Origin of the sequence: Hyphomicrobium sp. B1, assembly GCF_049532635.1 — a bacterium.
Lineage (GTDB): Bacteria > Pseudomonadota > Alphaproteobacteria > Rhizobiales > Hyphomicrobiaceae > Hyphomicrobium_B.
In genome coordinates, this window is sequence record NZ_CP134871.1 from 3,905,502 (window position 1) to 3,920,019 (window position 14,518).

A 14,518-nucleotide genomic window follows, 5' to 3' on the forward strand; every position below is an offset into this window, starting at 1 on the left:
TTTGTTTTACAGTTGACAACTCTGTCTCCAATGCAATTCCGGAAAAATTGGAAAAACTGGAATAGGCGGACCTTGGTCCGTTGGGGAACGAAAGCATTTCTGATGTCGGTTAGCGGGGTCCGGACATTCTCTCCATTGAGAACTCTGCGTATCGAAGACAGCGAAGGCCTCGTCAACGCCGCTGCCGTAGCTGTCATCTTCGGAATCGTCGCTTATCTTTCGGCTGCCTTCACCCAGGATAGCAATGGCGTCGCCACCATCTGGCCTGCGAACGGCATCGTACTTGCCGCGCTCATTCTTGCGAAACGTCCATGGCGACGCCGCCAGATTTTATCGGCCGTCCTTGTCGCAAATATCATCGCGAACTACTTCGCTCAACGCGGACTCGCGGCCAATATCGGCTTTACACTGACGAATACCATCGAACTCTGTACGGCTTTCTACGTTCTGCGGCTGCGAGAGGCAGAACCCTTTGAGTTCCGCAGCGTCCGCTTCCTGATCTCCTTCTCGATCGCCACCGCTACAGGCGCGCTGATTTCATCAACCGCAGCCTCAATCGTCGCGACGTTGACGACGGGAACCATAAGCTGGCGCGTCTTCAGCTCCTGGCTGTTTGCCGACCTTCTTGGCCTGCTGCTGGTCACCCCGGCCCTGGTCCGCATGCACCAGAAAAACCACGCGCCTCCGTCTTCCAAAGCCGCATGGGAAACTTACGCTCTGTTTGCTGCGCTTGCCGTGGCAACGATTATCGTCATTGCGGTGAGGCCACTCAGCTTTGTGGTCCTACCCATACTGGTCCTAATCGCCTGCCGACTGGGTGCGAGTGCGACCTCAGCGGCTGCACTGATAATGTCGGCGATACTCTTCGTCGCCACGGCGTCCGGATTTCACGTCGGGATCCGTTTCGAAGGCGTGCCGTGGCTGACCGATGTTCAGCTTATGCAGCTCAGAATGTTGACGGTCTTCATGATCGTGATGCTGCTTTCAGAAGCAATTGAGTCTCATTCGCGCCTGCAAGAACGGCTTTCCGCGGAAATCGCCCTGCGCGACGAACTGAACGACCACCTGCGAGCCCAGGAGCACGCGATGTCGGCTCAAAAGGCCGAACTCGAGAAGGCACACCACCGGCTTAAGGAAGCAATTGATATCCTTCCCGAAGGCATCGTCATCCTGGACGCTGAGAACCGCTACGTCGCCTGGAATAAGCGCTACGCGGAAATTTACCAACGAGCTCGCGACACCATTGCCGTCGGCCGCAGCCTGGAGGAAGCGCTGCGGATCGGCATGGAACGGCAAATGTATCCGGAAGCCTTCGGTCGCGAGGAAGCGTGGCTCGCCGAGCGCATTAAAAATCTCGAAACGCCCGCCGCCTCGCACGAACAGCTGCTGGACAACGGCCGCTGTTATCTGATCGAAGAATGCCGCACGAGCGAAGGCGGCTTAATCAGCTTGCGCATCGACATCACGGAGATGAAGCAGCGCGAGGCCTCGATCCGCCTGTTGTTCGAAAACAACCCGCTCCCGATGTTCGTCGTCAGCCGCGATACCCGGGCGATCCTCGCTGTCAACACCGCCGCCATTGCCCACTACGGATATTCTCGCAAGGATTTCTCGCTGCTATCGCTGCGAGACATCCAAAACGGAGATCTGAACCTGCCGTTTGACCACGGCGACCAGCAAATTTTACCGACAAATGAAGCGCAGCTTTTCAAACACTATCGCCGTGACGGCCGCTCAATCGAAGTTGAGGTCTACGTCCGCCCGCTTATTCACGAAGGCGAAGACGCGCTCCTGATCGCCGCCATCGACGTCACGGAGCGACGCAAAGCCGACCGAAAGGCCGCCTACATGGCGCGCCACGACGCGCTGACGTCGCTTCCCAATCGCCACCTGCTCGCTGAACGCATGCAGCTTGCAATGGCGCGTGCAAAACGCGGCGATCGGATGGCGCTTCTGCTTCTCGATCTTGACAACTTCAAGGTCGTCAACGACACGCTGGGCCACGCGGCGGGTGACGAACTCTTGCAGGTCGTCGCCGACCGCTTGACCGGCGCATTGCGCGAAAGCGATACCGTGGCCCGCCTCGGCGGCGATGAATTTGCCGTCCTCGTTACGGATCTCGACCATCCCGCGAGCGCAACCAAGCTCGCGCAACGCCTGATCTCCATTCTAAACGAACCGGTCAGGCTGGGCCGCAAGGACGTTATCTGCGGCGGCAGCATCGGCATCGCGACGGCTCCCGATGATAGCTGCGATCCCAACGAACTTTTCCGGCTCGCCGACCTTGCGCTCTATGCCGCCAAGGAAGATCAGCGCGGAACTTTTCGCCTGTTCGAGCGAGAACTCGATGCCAAGGTGAAGGCGCGTACGTTGCTGGAGGCCGAGATCCGCGAGGCCATCACCAACGACGAATTCGAGCTGCACTATCAGCCGATCTACGGCTTAGATACGATGACACCAATCGGGGCCGAAGCGCTGCTTCGCTGGCAGCACCCGCGTCTTGGGCTCGCCTCGCCCGCCGACTTCATCCCGATTGCCGAGGAAATCGGCATGATCGCCGATCTCGGCGCGAAAGTGCTACGCCAAGCGTGCATCGAAGCCATGTCTTGGCCCGAGCATATGAGCGTGTCCATCAACATCAGCGCGGTCGAACTCGAAGCCGTAAGCTTCGTCGACACCGTCAAGGCCGCGCTGGCGGAATCCGGGCTGCCCAGCCACCGCCTGACCATCGAAGTCACGGAATCGATGATCATGAAGGATATCCAGCTCGCAACTCACGTCCTCCATCAGGTCTGCGATCTCGGCGTCGAAATCGCGATGGACGATTTCGGCACGGGCTATTCATCTCTCAGTTCGCTAACGAAAGTGCCGTTCCATAAAATTAAGATCGACCGTTCGTTCGTGCGCGACCTCGCCGTCTCGATGGAGGCCCGAGCCATCTTGGGTACGATCGTCGATCTCGCCCGAACGCTCGGCATGCTCACCACCGCCGAAGGCGTCGAAACCAACGAGCAGCTAGACATCGTCAAAGAATACGGCTGCACGTCCGTGCAGGGTTTCCTCTTCAATCGCCCCGAACCTGCCGACGTCATTCGCAAAATCCTGAACGGTCCAGACCACGCCAGCCGTACGGCCGCCTGACCTCCAAGGACGTCACTAAACGGCGATCAAATTCGCACTGCGCACAAAATAAAGACTGCACACTGATTAATTGGTGGACTTCCGGTAACGATCAGACAAAAGTTTCTTTCTCATTATTCAAACGGGTGATGCAGGCCAGCGCAGCACCGTTTGAGAATTGCTGCATTGCAGCCACCTATTGATTTCTAGCGTTTATGTTTTCATTACGGGGGGGGCCTTTGGTAGAGGTCGATTGCGCTACTACTCGCGCCCCCCTCAATTTCCTCAACAACATCTACGATTGTTCGATGGACCCGAGCCGCTGGGCCACCGCCCTCGGCAGCGCCGCGCGATTGATCCGCGGCTGCGCGGCCGCAATCGTCGCCCAAACCCCAGGCGAGAGTGCACGCGTGGAAGCGAGCTGGAAGGTCAGCACAAGTCTTGAACGGGCAATAGTCGCCACGGCACCCTTGAGCCCTGGGCTTCCCGCCGTCTGGCTGCTTGGCGTCGCCAGGGCATTTACGACGAACGCGCTCTTCGGCAGCAAGGAGGTGCGCAACTCGCTCTGGCACAAAAGAGTCCTTCGACCCGAAGGCCTCGATGACGTCGCTATCGTCACGATCTCGAAGTCCGCCAGATCGTTCTCCATGCTGATGATTGCGCGTCCGCACACCGCCGGCCCCTACGTCCCGCAGGACATCGCAAAACTGTCCGCCCTCGCGCCGTACATTCGCCGCGCAACCGCAATCGCACAGCTTCTCGATTACATGCCGCTCGCGCACCATTGTACGTCGGCGGCATTCGACCCGATGCGCGTCGGCATCATCCTCACAAACCCCTCCGGCAAAATCCTGCACGCGAACACCGCGGGAGAGAAATTACTCGACGGCTGCGCCCTGCTTTGTCTCGAAGACGAACTCGCCGCCCGCGAAAATCACGGCAACAGCCTGCTGCGCCAAGCCATAGCCGATGCCGGCCGCGGCCGCTCGACCTGTTCGCGCCGCGGGCCTCCGATCATCATCAAGGGGTGCGGAACGAAATCTTTGGCCGTGTGGGTTGCGCATATCGACGAGCGCGTAAGGCTGCCGGTCGGCGTCTCCCGTTGCGCGCGCGTTGCAGTCTTCGTCAAAGCGTTCGATACAGCGGAACGCTCACCAGCCGAAACGCTCCTGCGTCATCATCCGGTGAGCATAGCCGAGAGTTGGCTGCTCTCGTTGCTGGCGCAAGGTCTCTCGCTTGACCGCGCAGCCCAAGCGCTTGCCATCTCGATGCCGGCTGCGCGCGTCGGTCTTGCTCGCATCCTGCGGCGGACGGATATTCACGACGAAGCCGAACTCATTGCGCGCCTAACCGGCAGGCCGGCTTTGATCGCTGCATGAAGCCGACGATCGAGCTCTCACTGCTCGATTGGAGACGCGCTGCTGAGCGTGACGGCGGCAGGATCGACCTCGATCCGGCGCGTGCTGCAGTTGGCCTTCGCGATGTAGACGCTCACACCGTCGGGTCTGATACCGGCTACAGCGTCTCCGGACGCCACCGCCGCCTCGACCTGCTCGCACGCGGTGCGCGACATCCAATGCGTCTGGATTTCGCCGTTCGCCAGCGTCGCGACAAGCAAGGAATTGTTGTCGAGTGCTATCGGGATGTTTTGAGGCTTGAGCGCGTCCGGCGCGGACGTGCTGACTCCCGCGATACCGCTGGCGGACGCCAGAACAACGAACGCGGACGCGACCAACTTCGTGCTAAACATAACGCAACCTCCCACAACTGCGGGCAACCCAGCATAAGGCGGAACCTTAGGCCAACGTCGACAGCCACGAAGTCCACATAAATCGAGTATTGCACAGGCAGGCTGTGCAAAACCCGGCGTCAAGAAGCTGGCTAAAGCGCCTGATGGCAGCAGTCGGGCAAAAAGAAGCCCCGGCCTTGGACGGTCCGGGGCATTACGTCTGAGCGGCAATACCGAGACTTTAGTAGCAGTAGCGGCGGCCGTGACGCCAATAGCAGTCATCATAAGCACTTGCCGCAGCAGCACCGGCAATCGCCGCACCGACGCCGAGTGCAATCCAGCGCCCGTTATGCCAATACCCGCGTCCGCGATGCCAATGGCGGCCATAGCCACGTCCGTAGCGGCCATGCCAGCCGTGGTGATAGCCGCCATGATAATGACGGCCGCCTGCGTCAGCGCTGGTCGCGAACGTCATGAGCGGCAGAGCCGAAACCAACGCGGCGGCGAGCCCGATATATTTTCTCATTTCTTCCTCCTTCGGCGGGTGGCCCGCCGTTTTCTGAACGCAGAACGCAGACACCCCGGAATTTGTTTCACTCGGGCGCCGCTGCGCTTTCATTTCGTAAATGGTGCGGTGTGGATGAAAGCTATGAGACCGTGCGCCGCCGCGGCACGAACCGGTTTCGCCGCCTTACATTCATCGCATGTTCATCGCGGCCGTATTGCGGATTGCCGCCTCTCTCGACTTGCCGCCACACCGCTTCGAACGTCATCGCAACGCGCAGCTTGCAGCCGACATCCGCAAAGGAAAAAGCGCCCGCCGAAGCGAGCGCTCATCATCGAAAGTGCGAACCGCAAAGGACGGGTATCACTCAGGGATAACTTCGCCCGAGCCGCCGAACTCCTTCGGAAAATCCTTGAGCTTTGGAAGTCCGTCCTTCATCGGCAAAACCGTCTCAGCATAGTTCACATGAACTTCGGGTTTGAAAGCCAACGTCGGCAGTATCGCCGCGTAAACGTCGACAAGCCCAAGCGGGGGATGATTAGTCATCACGTGCCCGCCGCATTTCGTACAGTACTGCCGCTGGCTCACCGGTGTCTTCTGATACATGCCGATGAATTCGGCGCCTTCCGTCACCTGGACCGCATCCGGCTTCCACAGCGTGAATGCATTGACGGGCCCCGCCGACCACGCGCGGCACGAATTGCAATGGCAATAGCCCATCGCATCAGGCGCGCCTGTCGCCTCTACCTTTACAGCTCCGCAAAAACACTCACCTTTGTATGTTGGCATTTCCTCAACCTCATTTCCGCTTGGGCAGGACAATGCCGGACATATATCTCAGCGAGGAAAATTCAGTTCGGCTTTTTTGTAGTCCCTAGTTTGCAAGAAGCTGAAGTGCCGCTGCGCCGAAATCGGATTTTAAATCGGCGCCTCTTGCGAGCAAAACCGGGCAGCCCTCGTAAGGTCGCGGCGGCCTCAGCTCGATTGCCCATTACAAAGCCCTATCATCCGGGGACTCCGCGTGGCACCCACTGCCCCCCTTCCTTGACGTACATGCGCTTCACCGCCGCCCAAGCTACGCGGAAAGCCCGCTCCTCATCGCCGCCGTATTCGTCGAAAGCCGAATTGAAAGCGGCGCGAAAAATGTCTTGCGCATGGTCCGGTAGATGATCGCGCACCGACGGCGGCAGATCGTCATTCACGGCATAGGGCATGGGTGCCTCATAAAAATGAAACCGCACCAGAAAGCCTTGCTGGCAGGAAAAGCTTCCCCAGCAAGGCTGACGTCCATTGACGCCTTTCACGCCGTCGGCGCAAGGCGTTCGTTCCGAGTAAGGGCTATGAGAAAATCAAAAAGCCATTAGGCCAACGTATTGCACGTCGCCGGTCACTTCGTGACTAATCCTTTCGCGCAACCCGCCTTGAACTCTTCCCAGTTGATCGCGCCGTTGTGGTCAACGTCAACCTGATCGAAACTTGCGATAAAAGGTTTCGCAGTGTCTGCCGTGAGATCAACTCCGCCTGCTGCCTTCCAAGTCGCTTCGCAATCGGCGTCGCTCAATGGCGTTTGCGCCTGCGCTGAAGCTGCAACGAACAAAGTGGCGAATGACAAAATGAAAATGCTACGACGCATGAAACTCTCTCCCTAGTAAGAAACAAACGCACAGCATGTATATCGACGCACCATTCTTGAGTGGATGTCGTCGATGAATGATCGTGCATTTCGTATGGCAGGGCGCAATCAAGTTTTCGTCGAATACCGGACATTATGCCGGTTCAGCGCAATTTCCTTCGCAAATTTCGATTTTGCATTGCACACAGAGCAAGGGCTGGAACCCCGCCAGCGACGACACGTTGATCCTCCGTATCCAAATAAAAACGATGGAGGAAAACATGGCTCTGTGGTCAGACCCGCGCTTTTCCGACACTGAGAAGCGCAATCAGCAACAGCGAATAGAAGATCCGTTCGATAAAGCCGGAATCGGTCCGGGTTTCATGATGTTCGCAGGTGCCGCATTCGGCGTCGTCCTTTTGGCAACCCTCATCAGCCTGGGACATCCCGAACGCCCGACGACGCTGGCCGACCGTTCGCTGGATCAGCCGATACAATCGCAACCGGCGCATCAAGGCCCGCAGGCGCCCCGCGAATGACGGCGTTTGAGCCGGGCGACGATCGCGTCGTCCGGCTGCTTTTAATCTACAAGTTGAAAATTCGATTTGCGCCGCAGCGCCATCACTAGCGATTTAGGCGGCCTTGCTAAGCACCGACGCCCGCAGCTTTTCCGGATCGCGCTCGCCGTGATCGGCCAAGTCGAACAGCCGCTCGATGATTTCTTCGACATCAGGGCTGTCAGGCGACGCCTGAGCCTCAGCGATGATCTCCTGGAGGATGCGCTGAACCTCAGCGAGTTCATCGGAACTGTACGTGCAAAGTGCCATAACGCTAAACGCGCAGCTCGCGCGGCCTCATGAAATTTAAGCGGCGGGTCATGCAGCGCGGCCCGCAAGTTGTCCATGCACGCAATTGCATGGCTGATCTCACCGGAATGCGGCTCATGACAGGACTGTCGGTACGTTCGTCGGTTCGACCGGCCAAAAACGGACGACAAGCCGAGCGTCGCTTTTCGCAACCCGCAAAAGCTAATTGATTGGTCCACATTGCATTTGCCGGTTGGTCCAAGCCCAACCGAACTGACGACAACTGATTAAAATTGTGCGCTAACCGCTCGCAAACGCGCATGCCCAAACAGGCAGTTTGTCGACCATCGCGGAGCACGCGTGTGCTTTCGCCGCGATGGGAAACTCGCTTCCTTTTCCTTTACCAACGCTCTGAAACGAGCACGTCCGGCGGCGCGCAGCTTCCTTGACTAGCCTGGAAAACCAATCAGACTGCGTCTTTTCAAATAAAAAATATTGGGAGCGATCATGCCAGTACGAAAACCCGGTACAATCTCCGCCAGCCTCATAATTGTTATCCTCGTCGCGACAGCTATCGGCGCGCTCATAGGTTTGGTGCTGAGCGGCACAGAATTGAGTTCCCGCACAATCGCGATCATTGCCGGCTTGGTTGCAACCACGGTAGCCAGCATCATCCGCTATAAAGTGATTTTTCTTGGCGCCGGATTTGGCGCTGACGACACGCGCGTGCCGGGTCTTGTCGTCACCTATTCGGCCATAGCGTCAATTGCCGGAAGCCTGGCGGCACACGACCTTTATGGCGACGTTCTTGGCCAAATGCCCGTTTTGCTCGGCGCGCTGGCGGGACTCTTCTCGGCCATCATCATGGCCATGCTGATGATCACCTATCATACGAACACGCATTATAACCAATAGGGTGTGAGCGTCATGTCATTCTCAAACAAGGACGAAAGAAGCCTTCTCAGCCACGACGAATACGAAGTCGTTAAGTCGTCGCATCACCCGGCAATTTATGATCTCGACAAAGACGGGCTTCGGAACTTGGCGCAGCGTCTTGAAGGATTTCGCGACAAAGAAAAAACCTTCACGCGCCAAAAGCGTCGCGAGACCAAAGGCACGGCGGACAAACGCGGCAAGAGCTTTCCAGGTACCTCGGATCATCCAGCAAGACGAAAGCAGGTCTTCGCCCATGCTCTGAGGCGCGTGAAAAAAGAGCGCGCCCTTATCTATGCGCTCGAAGTCAAAGCCGACCACGTCGAAGCGGCACATCGGGCGCTGGCGCTTCACCGGGAAAACAAATTTGCTCACCATCCCTCTGGCGGACAAACGGTGGGTGCCGGTCAAAAGGACAAGGGCGGAGCGCCAAAACGTGTTCGCACGCCCGGCGCCAAGATCGGCAGCATCCTCAAAGCGAATGCCAGAGCGCAGGCCAAACGCGATCAACGGCCAAACTAGCCAAACGAATGAAGAGCGTCGGCCATTGGTCCGGTCGGCCGACGCCTCAACACGTCCTCACCATCCCACATATAGCGAGTCATACGGACGCCCATACCTGACGGCGCCATAGGGTGGATAGACGGCCGGGCCAGGATAGTAGCGAGGGCCAGGGTAATAGACGACGGGAGGCGCATACGCGACCGGCGGCGGCGGCGCGTAATAGTAGGGCCCGTAAGCAGGATAAGCCGGATAAGCTGGATAGTATGCGTAATAGCCGGGATACCAGTAGCGGCGATGGGTGACCTTCATCGCGACACTCTGATGTTTAGGTATCGGCGCTACGAAATTCGCAGCCGCAACAGAACTGACCGAAGCGAAACTTCCAAGAGCAGTAAGGACGCCAGCAAACACACTTGCTGCCAAGATCACTTTACGCATGGAACACTCCCAGACGTTATGGGTCCCCGTCCAGCGCGCACTAACAATCTGCCACTCGCGATTTTCTGTCAAAGGGTTTGCGCGCCGCGAATGGACGAGCGGCGTCTAGCGGGAAGATTGATTGTAATACCGCGGGAATGCAGGGGGCGTCGGCCTTTCGGGGGGACCGGCCGACGCCTGAGCTGGTGGCACGGGGGGAGTGCGAAACCAGCTCTCGCGTCTGAGGGAATGGACGAGACGCGCCATCCTATTAATCTTTACACTGAAGACTTCCCTAAAAATTGTCCGATTGCGTCACGCAACATTCCAGCCGCGCCTTCCACGCAAGCAATTCAACCGCCGAACTGGCTGAGGTCCGTCAGCACGAACGAGGCCGCGCGTAATGGTGTTCGGTCATTCGGATCGACCGGCAGCCGGCACTTCTCCGGCAAATTTTCCGAGCGGAAGACGCGTCCGAAACATCACGACCGCGATAACGTATGCGAGCCCCGAGCAACCGATAGCAGCGGCCAGCGCAGCGATGTCCACGAAATGCCCCGGAACAAGGGTGGCGCCAATTCGAGCGCCGAACCACGCGCCTCCTCCGGCCGCCACAGCCGCTAACAGTGCAGGCCCCAGCGCTCTGACGAAAATCTCTTCGATCGCTAACAATGCGCGGCTCCGGCCAAGCCATGTGAGTATGGCGACATTCATCCAAGCGCCTAACGCAGTTCCAAGCGCGACGCCTGCCACGCCGAGATCGAAGCCCCAAACAAACACGACCTTGAGAATGATATTGAGCACGATCGACGTCACGGTTGCCCGCGCAGGCGTAAGCGTGTCGTGTCGCGCATAAAAAGTCGAAGACACGATGCGCACGAGTGCCATTGCCGGTAGCCCGGCGCCGTACGCCGCGAGCGCGGATCCCGCAAGCTCTGCCGACCGCGTGTCGAACGCCCCATGCGCGAACACCGCCCGCATGATTGTGTCGGGAATCGCGATGAATACAAATGCGAACGGCAAGGTCAGCAGCAACGTTAGCGCTGCAGAACGATTTTGAGCATTGTCGGATCCGGCACGGTCGTTTCGCGCCAATCGCACCGACATTTCGGGCAGCAGGACGGTCCCGAGGGCGATGCCGAGAACACCGAGCGGCAACTGGTTGATACGATCCGCATAATAAAGGGCAGTCCGGCTTCCTGTCGCCAGATAGCTGGCGATGACGAAGTCGATGAGCGGCGCCACAACCACGCTGGCCGCCCCGACCGTGACGATACCGAGAGCCTTGAAGAATTCAGCTATCTCCGGCGTCCATCGCGGTATCGCGAGCCTGACGGAAAGCCCGTCCCGTCTCGCCGCCCAGAGAATGAACACGAGCTGGCAAAGCCCGCCGATCAGAACCCCCCACGCTGCAGCGTACGCGGCATTAGGAAACCAGTTCGATGCGAGCAGTGTCGCGATCATCGATAGGTTCAGAAAGTTCGACCATGCTGCAGCCGCCCAGAACTTTCCGATCGCGTTGAGCATCGCCGATAGCTGAATCGCGACGACCGTCAGAATGAGGTATGGAAAGGTGATGCGCGCGAGACTGGCCGTCAGCGCAAGCTGTTCTGTTGTATAGCCAGGCACAAGGAAGTGCACGAGCAGCGGCATGGCAACGAGCGCGCCCACCAGCAGCACCGCCTGAGCAGCGATCTGCCACGTGAAGACTTCATTTGCGAAACGCTGAGCCGCGTTCAAGTCGCCTTTTGCGTGAAGCGCTGCATAGCGCGGAAGGAAAGCAGGATTGAGCGTCCCTTCTCCAAAAATGGCGCGGAAATAATTCGGAAAAAGAAACGCGAACAGGAACGCATCCGAGAGCATGCCTTTGCCCAGGATCCACGCCATGAGCACGTCGCGCGCGAACCCGGTCATGCGCGACAGAAGCGTAAACCCGCTGACCGAAAGCAGCTTTCTCAGCATTGTAGCCCGACATGCTGCGAGGCTAGGTTGGGCACAGCCCCGGATTTGCGAAATAAGCGATTACTGTCGCTGAAGCACTCTTGGTACGGCGGCCCCTCGGATCTGCCCCTGGATCACACTCGCCTCGAAAAGACTAACCCATTGATTCTGGTGGTGAGCCCGGTTGGGATCGAACCAACGACCCTCTGATTAAAAGTCAGATGCTCTACCGCTGAGCTACGGGCCCTTTATCACACCAAACCAATGACTTAGACAGAATGCACTGCCAAGCTTGATCCCGGCCCCAAGCCACACCGCATCCGCCTGATGGGGATGGGCACGTCGCGCGCCGAAGCGTGCTTATAGAAACGACCTTCGGAACCCGCAACCCTCATTCTATCCGCCCTTCTGGCGGATGGTCGCAGCCCCGCAAGAAACGCGGGTGGCTCCCGCAGTTGCGGCGCGCTATATCACCGACGAACTGGGCGCCTGAGATGCGCGCCACCTCTAACGATTGGAAATGACTATGGCAGACACCGAGACCCTTGCCGAAATTGAGCAGCGCATCGCCATCCTCCGCGACAACCTTCGCGAACTCGTCGAGCAGGCTGCCGGATTCTCTGGAGCGGCCAACGAAGAACTGACTGCCGACCGCATCAATGAGCAGCAAGCCGAACTCGACGAACTGCTCAAAAAACGCGATGCAATGACCAAGTCCTAACGGGCATCGCATAAGCCACGCTTTCCCTGCGTCCGCCGACGCGCTGACGCAGGGCCTCGAACACGGAACCGAATGATGGCGCTCGCCGGTTGCCCGGCGTGGCTGAGCCGCGCACACTTTATCGCAGAAGCAATCTTCCGATGCCCGATCGCCTGAAGGCCATCCTCCTCGTCTGCGCCGGGGTCATCCTGTTCTCGGTTCTCGATACGACCGCGAAGTACCTCGGCACGCGGCTCGGCGTCCCGGTTTCGCAGATCGTATGGATGCGCTTCTTCAGCCAGATCTTCTGGATCACCGCTCTGCTCGGCCCCACGGGAATGCTGAGCCTCTTCAAAACAGCGAGTGTAAAGCTTCAGCTCACCCGTTCGACCTTGATGGTGCTGACGACGCTTTTGAACTTCGTGGCCGTGAAATACCTGCGCCTCGACCAGACGCTGTCGATCACGTTCCTGACGCCGCTCGTCGTCGCAGCGCTCGCCGTGCCGTTGCTCGGCGAGCATGTTGGCTGGCGCCGCATGATGGCGATTGCCGTCGGCTTCATCGGCGTCCTGATCGTCGTGCACCCCGGCTTCACAGTGATTGAGCCGGCATTCGCTTTCGCGTTCGGATCGATGTTTGCCTATTCGCTGCTCTTGATCGTCACGCGCAAGCTTTCGATGTTCGACCCGCCTCTGGTCACGCTCAACTACGGCTCGATCGTCGGCCTCGTGGCCGCAGCTCCGTTCGCCTTTCACGACTGGATCTGGTTCCCGAGCGTCGAGATATGGACGATGCTGCTCCTGCTCGGCGCCCTTGGCGGCGGCGGTCACTTCCTGCTGATCCAAGCCTACCGGTTCGCGCCGGTCTCGGCGGTGACGCCCTTCATCTACGTCGAACTCATCAGCATGATCGCGCTGAGCTACTTCGTGTTCGGAGACAAGCCCGATGAATGGAGTTTCATCGGCTCGCTCGTCATCGTTGGCTCAGGACTTTACCTGATCCATCGCGAGCGCATCGCGCATAAGGAAAATCTCATGGCGCTGGAGCCGATTGAGGAGAAGCGATGATCCGCGCCTTCGTCTCTGTCGCCCAGTCGTCGAAGCGCCCTTCGGCGATTGCCGCGCGCATCGCGGCCATCAGGTCCTGATAGAACACTGTGTTGACCCATGACAGGATCATCGCGCCAAGAAATTCGCCCGACTTGATCAGATGGTGGACATAGGCACGCGAAAAATCCTTCGCTGCCGGACACGAACTGAACTCATCGAGCGGCGCCATATCCTCCGCGAATTTCGCATTCCGGAGATTGAGCGGACCGCCCCAGGTGAAGGCATAGCCGTGCCGTCCGTTCCGCGTCGGCATCACACAATCGAACATATCAACGCCGAGCCGCACGCTTTCGATCAGATCGAGGGGCGTGCCGACGCCCATCAGGTAGCGCGGCTTCTCAGACGGCAGATGCGGCAGCGTTTCGCCGAGCGTCGCGATCATCGCCTCATGCCCCTCACCGACCGCGAGACCACCGACCGCGTAACCCGGAAAGTCCATCGCAACAAGCGCATCGGCGGAGCGATGGCGAAGCGGAATATCGGTTCCGCCCTGCACGATCGCGAATAGCGCCTGCCCCGGCCCCGCACCGCCTGACGCACGTTGCATCTCGAAGGCGCGCTTCGAACGCTCCGCCCAGCGCAGCGACAATTCCATCGCGCGCTCGACTTCTTTGCGCTCGGCGGGAAGTTCGATGCATTCGTCAAACTGCATCTGAATGTCGGAACCAAGCAGACACTGGATCTCGATCGAACGCTCCGGCGACAGCATGTGCCGCGAACCGTCGATATGCGATTGGAACGCCACGCCCTCTTCCGTGATCTTGCGGATCTTGCCGAGGCTCATCACCTGGAAACCACCCGAGTCCGTCAGGATCGGCTTTTCCCAGCGCATGAACTTGTGCAGTCCGCCGAGCTTTGCCACGCGCTCCGCGCCCGGCCGCAGCATCAGGTGATACGTGTTGCCGAGCAGAATGTCGGCGCCCGCATCGCGCACCTGCTCGGGGTACAGCGCCTTCACCGTGGCGACCGTGCCCACCGGCATGAACGCCGGTGTGCGGATCACACCCCGCGGCGTATGGATCTCGCCGAGCCGCGCCTTGCCGTCTTGCGCCAGCTTCCGGAATTCGAAAGCCGAAGTACCTTCCGGCACCTCGGAAGATGGCGTATCAACTTTAGTCGTTTGCATTCAAATCTCTTCATGC

At 58.9% G+C, this 14,518-nt stretch carries 16 protein-coding genes and 1 tRNA gene; 7 read left to right on the forward strand and 10 right to left on the reverse strand.

Annotation, left to right across the window (positions count from 1 at the left end; translation table 11 throughout):
- Positions 1-102: 102 nt before the first annotated feature.
- Together RLW55_RS18615 and RLW55_RS18620 are read left to right on the forward strand one after the other, a co-directional pair.
- Positions 103-3,141, forward strand: coding sequence for a bifunctional diguanylate cyclase/phosphodiesterase (locus RLW55_RS18615; RefSeq protein ID WP_423415034.1), 3,039 nt, complete (start codon positions 103-105; stop codon positions 3,139-3,141).
- Between the two features lie 218 nt (positions 3,142-3,359).
- On the forward strand, positions 3,360-4,499 hold the full coding sequence (locus tag RLW55_RS18620; protein ID WP_423415035.1) for a hypothetical protein: 1,140 nt from the start codon (positions 3,360-3,362) through the stop codon (positions 4,497-4,499).
- Positions 4,500-4,516: 17 nt separating this feature from the next.
- Here the strand turns inward: RLW55_RS18620 and RLW55_RS18625 are convergent, their stop codons facing one another.
- From RLW55_RS18625 to RLW55_RS18645, 5 genes are all read right to left on the reverse strand, one after another.
- Positions 4,517-4,870, reverse strand: coding sequence for a hypothetical protein (locus tag RLW55_RS18625; RefSeq protein WP_423415036.1), 354 nt, complete (start codon positions 4,868-4,870; stop codon positions 4,517-4,519).
- Between the two features lie 220 nt (positions 4,871-5,090).
- A complete protein-coding gene (locus tag RLW55_RS18630) occupies positions 5,091-5,375 on the reverse strand; it encodes a hypothetical protein (protein ID WP_409562855.1) in 285 nt (94 codons plus the stop codon).
- A gap of 342 nt (positions 5,376-5,717) precedes the next feature.
- Positions 5,718-6,143 (reverse strand): GFA family protein, encoded by a 426-nt coding sequence (locus tag RLW55_RS18635; RefSeq protein ID WP_423415037.1) that lies wholly within the window; start codon positions 6,141-6,143, stop codon positions 5,718-5,720.
- A 215-nt stretch (positions 6,144-6,358) separates the two neighbouring features.
- Entirely contained in the window at positions 6,359-6,568 is a 210-nt protein-coding gene (locus tag RLW55_RS18640) for a ChaB family protein (protein ID WP_409562853.1), read from the reverse strand.
- A 173-nt stretch (positions 6,569-6,741) separates the two neighbouring features.
- Positions 6,742-6,987 carry an EF-hand domain-containing protein gene (locus tag RLW55_RS18645; protein WP_409562852.1) on the reverse strand — a complete coding sequence of 82 codons (246 nt, stop codon included), beginning with the start codon at positions 6,985-6,987 and terminating at the stop codon, positions 6,742-6,744.
- A gap of 260 nt (positions 6,988-7,247) precedes the next feature.
- Between RLW55_RS18645 and RLW55_RS18650 the strand changes: the two genes are divergently transcribed.
- A complete protein-coding gene (locus RLW55_RS18650; protein ID WP_409562851.1) occupies positions 7,248-7,505 on the forward strand; it encodes a hypothetical protein in 258 nt (85 codons plus the stop codon).
- 93 nt (positions 7,506-7,598) lie between these two features.
- Here the strand turns inward: RLW55_RS18650 and RLW55_RS18655 are convergent, their stop codons facing one another.
- Positions 7,599-7,793 carry a hypothetical protein gene (locus tag RLW55_RS18655; RefSeq protein ID WP_414462206.1) on the reverse strand — a complete coding sequence of 65 codons (195 nt, stop codon included), beginning with the start codon at positions 7,791-7,793 and terminating at the stop codon, positions 7,599-7,601.
- A gap of 486 nt (positions 7,794-8,279) precedes the next feature.
- Here RLW55_RS18655 and RLW55_RS18660 point away from each other — a divergent pair, with 486 nt between their 5' ends.
- Entirely contained in the window at positions 8,280-8,687 is a 408-nt protein-coding gene (locus RLW55_RS18660) for a hypothetical protein (protein WP_013947007.1), read from the forward strand.
- A gap of 12 nt (positions 8,688-8,699) precedes the next feature.
- Positions 8,700-9,227, forward strand: coding sequence for a hypothetical protein (locus RLW55_RS18665; protein WP_423415038.1), 528 nt, complete (start codon positions 8,700-8,702; stop codon positions 9,225-9,227).
- Positions 9,228-9,284: 57 nt separating this feature from the next.
- On the opposite strand, the gene RLW55_RS18670 is transcribed toward RLW55_RS18665, so the two are convergent.
- The 3 genes from RLW55_RS18670 to RLW55_RS18680 form a co-directional block, all read right to left on the reverse strand.
- Positions 9,285-9,647 (reverse strand): hypothetical protein, encoded by a 363-nt coding sequence (locus RLW55_RS18670; RefSeq protein WP_423415039.1) that lies wholly within the window; start codon positions 9,645-9,647, stop codon positions 9,285-9,287.
- A gap of 393 nt (positions 9,648-10,040) precedes the next feature.
- A complete protein-coding gene (murJ, locus tag RLW55_RS18675) occupies positions 10,041-11,588 on the reverse strand; it encodes a murein biosynthesis integral membrane protein MurJ (RefSeq protein ID WP_423415040.1) in 1,548 nt (515 codons plus the stop codon).
- Between the two features lie 151 nt (positions 11,589-11,739).
- Positions 11,740-11,814: transfer RNA gene (locus RLW55_RS18680), tRNA-Lys, on the reverse strand.
- A gap of 279 nt (positions 11,815-12,093) precedes the next feature.
- On the opposite strand from RLW55_RS18680, the gene RLW55_RS18685 reads away from it, so the two are divergent.
- Together RLW55_RS18685 and RLW55_RS18690 are read left to right on the forward strand one after the other, a co-directional pair.
- On the forward strand, positions 12,094-12,288 hold the full coding sequence (locus RLW55_RS18685) for a hypothetical protein (RefSeq protein ID WP_024275621.1): 195 nt from the start codon (positions 12,094-12,096) through the stop codon (positions 12,286-12,288).
- Between the two features lie 140 nt (positions 12,289-12,428).
- Positions 12,429-13,334 (forward strand): DMT family transporter, encoded by a 906-nt coding sequence (locus RLW55_RS18690; RefSeq protein ID WP_423415041.1) that lies wholly within the window; start codon positions 12,429-12,431, stop codon positions 13,332-13,334.
- On the opposite strand, the gene tgt is transcribed toward RLW55_RS18690, so the two are convergent.
- Positions 13,300-14,502 (reverse strand): tRNA guanosine(34) transglycosylase Tgt, encoded by a 1,203-nt coding sequence (tgt, locus tag RLW55_RS18695; protein ID WP_423415042.1) that lies wholly within the window; start codon positions 14,500-14,502, stop codon positions 13,300-13,302. The genes RLW55_RS18690 and tgt overlap by 35 nt on opposite strands.
- Positions 14,503-14,518: the final 16 nt, after the last annotated feature.